8 protein-coding genes are annotated in these 7,032 nt (G+C 36.8%); 3 read left to right on the forward strand and 5 right to left on the reverse strand.

Annotated elements, in window-relative coordinates:
- Positions 1-94: 94 nt before the first annotated feature.
- Positions 95-1,261: a hypothetical protein gene (locus tag HXY53_01550; protein NWF75257.1), complete on the reverse strand. Its 1,167-nt coding sequence runs from the start codon at positions 1,259-1,261 to the stop codon at positions 95-97.
- 98 nt (positions 1,262-1,359) lie between these two features.
- Here HXY53_01550 and HXY53_01555 point away from each other — a divergent pair, with 98 nt between their 5' ends.
- Together HXY53_01555 and HXY53_01560 are read left to right on the forward strand one after the other, a co-directional pair.
- A complete protein-coding gene (locus HXY53_01555; protein NWF75258.1) occupies positions 1,360-2,811 on the forward strand; it encodes a leucyl aminopeptidase in 1,452 nt (483 codons plus the stop codon).
- Positions 2,808-3,581: a zinc dependent phospholipase C family protein gene (locus HXY53_01560; protein NWF75259.1), complete on the forward strand. Its 774-nt coding sequence runs from the start codon at positions 2,808-2,810 to the stop codon at positions 3,579-3,581. The genes HXY53_01555 and HXY53_01560 overlap by 4 nt, the downstream gene beginning before the upstream one ends.
- A gap of 55 nt (positions 3,582-3,636) precedes the next feature.
- Here the strand turns inward: HXY53_01560 and HXY53_01565 are convergent, their stop codons facing one another.
- Entirely contained in the window at positions 3,637-3,795 is a 159-nt protein-coding gene (locus HXY53_01565; GenBank protein ID NWF75260.1) for a hypothetical protein, read from the reverse strand.
- Between the two features lie 207 nt (positions 3,796-4,002).
- On the opposite strand from HXY53_01565, the gene HXY53_01570 reads away from it, so the two are divergent.
- Positions 4,003-4,371 carry a hypothetical protein gene (locus HXY53_01570; protein ID NWF75261.1) on the forward strand — a complete coding sequence of 123 codons (369 nt, stop codon included), beginning with the start codon at positions 4,003-4,005 and terminating at the stop codon, positions 4,369-4,371.
- 63 nt (positions 4,372-4,434) lie between these two features.
- On the opposite strand, the gene HXY53_01575 is transcribed toward HXY53_01570, so the two are convergent.
- The 3 genes from HXY53_01575 to HXY53_01585 all read right to left on the reverse strand — a co-directional run bounded on the left by HXY53_01575 (position 4,435) and on the right by HXY53_01585 (position 6,723).
- The gene (locus tag HXY53_01575) at positions 4,435-5,274 is read right to left on the reverse strand and encodes a universal stress protein (protein NWF75262.1); all 840 of its coding nucleotides are present in this window, start codon (positions 5,272-5,274) and stop codon (positions 4,435-4,437) included.
- Complete coding sequence (locus HXY53_01580; protein NWF75263.1) at positions 5,274-5,690, reverse strand: hypothetical protein; 417 nt, start codon at positions 5,688-5,690, stop codon at positions 5,274-5,276. Before HXY53_01580 ends, HXY53_01575 begins: the two co-directional genes overlap by 1 nt.
- 73 nt (positions 5,691-5,763) lie before the next feature.
- Positions 5,764-6,723 carry a sulfite exporter TauE/SafE family protein gene (locus HXY53_01585; protein ID NWF75264.1) on the reverse strand — a complete coding sequence of 320 codons (960 nt, stop codon included), beginning with the start codon at positions 6,721-6,723 and terminating at the stop codon, positions 5,764-5,766.
- Positions 6,724-7,032: the final 309 nt, after the last annotated feature.

Below are 7,032 nucleotides of genomic sequence, written 5' to 3' on the forward strand. Positions count from 1 at the left end.
TCGTCGAGCGGATTTTGGAACGGATATTTTTATTTTCCCAGTCCATTGCAACTCCCGCCTTATATTTTTTCCCTTTAATATATTTTTTGCTTTTTCACAGCTTTCTTCTGAAAATTGTAAAAAACTTCTCCTTTATTTTTTCAATAAACGGCCTCTTTAACCAATGATCAAGGGTTATCTTTATAGAGTGTCTTAAATCCTCATAGAAAATATCAGTCATCTGTTTTCCAAAACTTTCATCTATAATGCCTACATTACCTTCATCATTTCTTCTAAGTGACTGGAAATCAAGGTTAGCTGAACCGATAATACTCCAAACTCCATCGAAAATAGCAGTCTTTGCGTGAAGAATTTCACCTTGATAATTATATATCTCAACTCCTGCTTTAAGAAGCTTTGTGTAGAATGCTCTTCCAGCATAATGGGCAGGTAATACATCAGACTTGCCAGGTAAAAGTAACTTTACATCTACTCCTCTTAGAACAGCATTTTCAAGTAACTGAAGCATCCTTTTGCTCGGAGTGAAATAGGCTGTTGTTATATAAATACTTTTTAATGCCTTGTTAAAGCTGTAATATATTAGTTTCCGCATCTTCCTCCTGCCTTTTGCTGAACTTGCAAAAATAGGTAGTACTGGTAGTCCATCTACTGCTGGCTCTACATTTTTTTGAAACTTTATAGGTTCCCCTTTCCATAGTTCCCAGCTTTTTTTGAAAATATCTAACAATGTTTTAGCTATTGGCCCCTCAAGGAATATTCCTGTATCTCTCCACCCTTCCCTTTTCTTCAATCTGTAATATCCTCTGTATTCATTAGCAATATTTAACCCGCCTGTAAAAGCCATCGTTCCGTCAATTATGATAAGTTTTTTATGGTCTCTGTAAATATACTGAAAAGGTGAAGTCCATTTGAAGGGCCTCGATGCCCTGATATGAACTCCAGCCTCTTTTAGACTCTTCCAGAATTTTCTTGAAGTCCCCATAGAACCATAATGGTCGTAGAGAATATATACACTGACTCCTTCAGAGGCTTTCTGCTTAAGTATGTCCGCAAGTTCAGTTCCTGTCTCGTCACTTCTGAATATATAAAATTCAAGGCAGATCAGCTTTTTTGCCTTTCTTACAGTATCAAAAATGTTCTGAAATGTCTCAACACCTTTCCACAAAAGTTTTACTGTGTTCCCTTCGACAAATGAAACTCCATATCCGTAAACTTTTTGAAGCATTTTTTTTGAATATGAAGTGTTTATCCCGGAAGTCATAGTTTAATGATTACCTAAATGGAGTTTTATGTCAATAAATAGAAGTATAGATATTTTTATGTTAAATAGTCTAAAATTTATTAATTAAGAAGTAAATAATGTTTTTTTATATAAAGAATATTAGAGAAGAAGATTGTGCCTGTGACGTTTTGATATTGCCTTTTATAGAAGGTAATACGGAGTATTATAGTCATCTTAATTCCTCTATTCAAAAATTAATCATGAAAATTTTTTCTAAGGAATTCAACGGTAAACACAGAGAATTGTTTTTAACCCACGCGCCTGATAATATCAAGCCTGAAAGAATTCTTTTTGTTGGGCTTGGCAAAAAGGACGATATTTCAGCAGAAAAAATCAGACAGGCAGGTGGTGATTCACTGACATTTCTTCGAGATAAGGCAATAAAGAATTTAGCATTATCTACAAACCTTATTTACTTCCTGAAACAAAAGCCAACTGATTTCATTGAAGGCGCGTTGCTTGGACTATATACATTCAAAAAATATGTCAAGGAAAAAGAAGATAAATCTTTAACAGCTATTACTATTATCTCAAAAGACAAAAAGGAACTCAGAGATGATTTGAAATGGGTCAAAGCGGTTTCTTCCTCTGTAAATTTCTCAAGGGATTTGATCAATACCCCTGCGAATGATATGACTCCAAAACATCTTTCATTAATAGCCTTAAGTCTTAAAAATAAAAAGACTTCAGTAAAAATTCTCGATAAAAAAGATGTCCAGAAGCTTGGTATGGGTGCTTACCTTGCTGTTGTTAGAGGTTCAAATGAACCTCCAAAGTTTATAGTTATCAAATACAAAGGTTCCCAGAAACAACCAATTGTTCTTATTGGAAAATCCATCACCTTTGACAGCGGTGGTTTATCAATTAAATCTGCAGAAGGAATGGAGAAAATGAAATATGACATGGCAGGTGGAGCTGCCGTTCTTGGGGTGTTAAAAGCTGTTTCTCTTTTAAAAATTCCTGTTCATTTAATCGGTATACTTCCTGCGACAGAAAACCTTCCAGACGGTTCTGCAACTAAACCAGGGGATGTTGTAAAAACAATCAATGGTAAAACAATCGAAATAATAAATACTGACGCAGAAGGAAGACTCACTCTGGCAGATGCAATAGGGTATGCAAAACGTTATAACCCGCGTTATATTATCGACATAGCAACTCTTACAGGTGCTTGTTCGATAGCTCTTGGCAATGAAGCAATCGCTATGATGGGAAATGATAAAAGTCTAATGAACAAAATAAAAAAATCAGGAGAAAGGACATACGAACGAGTATGGGAAATGCCAATTTTTGACGAATATAAAGAATATATAAAAAGTGATATCGCCGACCTCAAGAATTCTGGTGGCAAAAGTGGTTCACTTGTTTCATCAGCATTTTTTTTATCTGAATTTGCTGGCAAAACACCCTGGGTTCATCTTGACATCGCCGGGACTGCCTGGCAGGAAAAAGATAAGCCCTGTATACCCAGAGGAGCTACTGGAGTGGGAGTCAGGCTTATTTTGGATTTACTAAAGGAACTTAAATGATATTATTTAAAATATTTTTATTATTGTCATTTTTGTTATTGCCATCGCTTGCATTTGCGTGGGGCCCATTAACGCATATATATCTCGGCAATCAATTATATTCCCTTGGTGCTTTTTTACCAGCGGGTCTCTTTGAAATTATAAGGAGATACAAGAAAGATTTTCTATACGGAAATCTCATGGCTGATATTATAGTTGGAAAAAAGTATTTACCAGCTCAAAAGAATTCTCATAGTTGGGAATTCGCATTTGACCTTCTCGAAGAAGCAAAGACAAAACAACAAAAATCTTTTGCATACGGCTATATGAGTCATCTCGCAGCAGATACTGTTGCTCATAATGTATATACAGTTAATAAAAAAAATATAATTCACTCAATACTTGAGATAAAAGCTGACAGTATCATTAATAAAAAATATTGGTTTCAGGCTATAGGCATTGACAAAAAAACCCAGATAAGAAATGACATTTTTCTTGAAAATTCAATTGAAAAATTTATATTCTCTTTTAGAACTAACAAAAGAATATTAAAAGGGATGGTATTTCTAACATTTTTTTATCGTGAAAGGATAAATGATTTTATTGATAATAATCTTATCACTTCGCTTCCAATGAGGGAAACAATCGTTAAACTTCAAAAAGATTCACTTGATAATATCATTGAACTTTTCCAGAACTGGGAAAAATCAGAAGTTGTAAAGATAAATCCAAATGGTATCCACCATAAGAATCGCTTTTTAAAGAATGAATTAGCAAGGTACTTCTTTTAGACAGGTAATTATATAATTTCCTGCGGTAAATTTTTTTACCGCAGGAAATTATGCCTTAGTTTTCACAACAAAGTCGTTTGATTCTTTTCTTTCCTGTCGGGCTAACTGCAAGAACTATATCAACTTTGTTACCACAAAAACGGCAGTATTGCACTCTGCTCTTTGCATCTGCTCTTGCAGAAACGTCAGTCTTGGACTTACCTTTTTCTGCCATAATGTTACCTCCTTTCTATTATTATGTTTTAAATCAAAATGCAACTTCTCATCTTTAAACGCATCTATTTCCTCATTGTCAAGCCTTAAATTAAAAAGGATATAATAGGCAAAATGGATAATATTTTTGATAAAATCACAAAACTTATCATACTAAAGTAAATATAAATAATTTGTCAAGAAAAAAATATCTGGTGATATTACTATTTTGAAATGTCACATAGTGGTTATTCTTTTTCCCTTAAGAGATACATTACATCTTATCTCTGAGAAGGAGGATAACCACATTAATAAGTTATTGGTAACTATGCGTGATATTCAAAAATATAAGGTATTAACAGAGGTCATCGAGAATAGACTTACTGTCAGAGAGGCTAAGGAGAATGCCCAAGGCAGGTATGCTTGTGCAGATGGACTCTCCCAACACCAATGGCTTGAGCACATACCTGAGAAATGGTGGCTTATAGCAATGATAGATGATGCTACCAATAAGATCCCTTATGCGGGATTCTTTCCCAGAGATACCCTATTTGCCAATATGTATGTGATAAGGCGTTTTATTGAGATAAAAGGATAGAAAGTTTTTCTTCTGATTGTTTAATCTCTGACAGTCGGTCTTCTATTCTCTTATGTTATAATATTATACGGCAGTCTTAACAACAAGCACTGCTGTATCTGCATGACCAATTACTCTCTCAGCAATACTTCCCATAAGTAATTTCTGTATACCTGTCCTGCCATGGGAACCGAGTACAATCAGGTCTGCCTTTTGTCTCTTTGCATATTCGAGGATTGCCTCATATATCCTTTCATGAGGTTTATTTTTGACAAGCTCCTTCTCAACCCTTATGCCCTTTTTCTTACATTCTGAACTTATTCTCATCAGTGTATCCTCTGATTCCTTGATTCTTTCCGGTGCGGCACCAGGCGTTATAACTGCAATGGCATATAGGTTTGCACCTGTTTCAACGGCAAGTTGGATTGCCTCTTTTGTAGCAGCCTCACTGAATCTTGATGCATCGGTAGCTACGCCTATATTTTTAAATTCAACCCTTGCAGCCCTCGGTACAATAAGAACATTTAAAGGGGAAAGACCAACTGTCCTTGCTGTTACACTTCCCATAAGAAACCTCGTTATACCTGTCCTACCTCTTCTACCCATGATAATAATTTCGCACTTTCTCTTTTGAGCCTCATCTATAATTATTTTGTAGGGCTCTTCTGCCTCACGGATAACAATCTCTGATTTTACCCCCTCTTTTTCAGCCCTTTGCCTGATCTTGCTGAGAAGATTCTTTGTCTTTTCTTCTAGTTTCTCAAGTATACCAGGTGCAAGGGCAGTAAACTCAGGGTTAGTCTCTATAACAGAAAGGATATAGAGTTCTGAATTAAACCTCTTTGCCAAATTAATGGCCTCTCTTTCAGCACCTGAGCTGAAAGGTGAACTATCCGTTGTAAGAAGGACCTTGCCAAGTTTCATTAATGACCTCCTGTCTTTAATACTCCTGATGCTGCAAGCAGAAGCACCAGGACCTCAATTATTGCAAGGACGCCATAGACCTTATCCTTTTTCCTGAAGAATATGGGAATAACAGCGATATAGCAAATGATCGTCACACCAGCAAGAAAGGCTATACCAAAGAAATTAAGAAAGTCTCCTCTGTTCAATAATTTTAGCCATGTCCAGCCCTGTTGGATACCTGTTGCATCAAGGTATTGGTGAACAGAGAGCTTCCAGTATTTTGGAAGGTCATTAACAGGTATATATGATGGAAGTATACCTGTTACATAGATAATAAAAAATACAATAAGGATCAATAGACCTATCTTCATGCCAAGATCAAGGACCCTTGCATATGTTAACTGCTCCTCTGTTGCCTTTAACTTTTCTACCATAATATGAATATCCTCCTTTATTAAGCTATTAAACAAGGGACTTCACAGTGGGAAACATTGTTCACCCTGTGTACTATTTCCATACCTCAAGACCCTTGAGCAATGCTCTCAGGCCTGAAAAGAGTAGAAGCAGGATAACTATGTATTTTATTGCTACTGGTTTTGTCTTTGCCAGGATCTTCACTCCTATAATTGAGCCGAGCATTATCCCTATTACTGAAGGCACAACCATCATGGCCAGGACTGCACCATTGTTCATGTATATCCATGCTGCGGATGTATCAGTTATTGAGAGAAGAAACTTGCTTGTGGCAACAGATACCTTAAGGGGTGCACCCAAGAGGAGATTCAAAACAGGCACATTTGCCCAGCCAGCACCAAGACCGAACATACCTGCCATAACACCTATTATTATAAATAATGCGAGTCCGAGGGGAGTCCTGTGAATCTTCCAGTTAACCTCCTGTCCTGTTGATATCTCGTAGTAAATCCCGTTTATCCTCAGGGCAGTCGAGAGAGCGTCTGCCTTTTGAACCTCGGGAAACTCTGACTTCTTTGCCATGAGCATTATGGCAACAATGCCAAGGATAGTAAGACCAAGGGCTATATTTACAACATTCTTTGGAAGGGCAAGGCCTATCATTGCACCAACTATGGCGCTTGATGATGCAATGAGAGCAACAGGTATGGCAAGCCTGAGGTCTGCCATTCCTCTTTTGAGAAGACCAGGGCCTGCTGCCAGTGCGCCAGAGAGGGCAACGAAAAGACCTGCTCCCCTTACGAAATCTAAATTAAACGGAAAAAATCCACCAATTATCGGCACAAAGAGGACGCCTCCTCCAACTCCGCCAAGGACAGCCACTATACCGAGTATAAAGGTGACAATAAAAAGCACAAGGGGCCATACCCACCAAGGTGTTGATGAATCAGCAGAAGTAGCCTCTACAACCTCAGATGCAGCATGAGCAAATTGCAAGATTGAAAAAATAATTACCACTGCAAGACAGATAATAAAAGACTTCTTAAACCGCATCTTTTTAACCTCCTGTTTCGAGTTTAGGGAACCTCTATGCATTTTGCAATAGGTATATTTCTTTTTGAAATGGATTCTAACACAAATGAATACCAAATTGAAGCAAAAAAAACTTATAGGTAGATAAGATAAACTTAGGATTCTAAATATCCATAGGCGTGAAATTAACACCCTTTGATTCAAAAGTGTTTATCCTCGTTGCCCAAAGATTAATACTTACATTGAAAGATATAATAGAACCATTCAAGAGGAATTCATTGATAATAATCTGGATGTGATTTATGATAAACCACTATTTAACCAGAGACT

It is taken from the genome of Nitrospirota bacterium (genome assembly GCA_013388455.1).
In the GTDB taxonomy this organism is placed as follows: Bacteria; Nitrospirota; Thermodesulfovibrionia; order Thermodesulfovibrionales; family SM23-35; genus JACAFF01.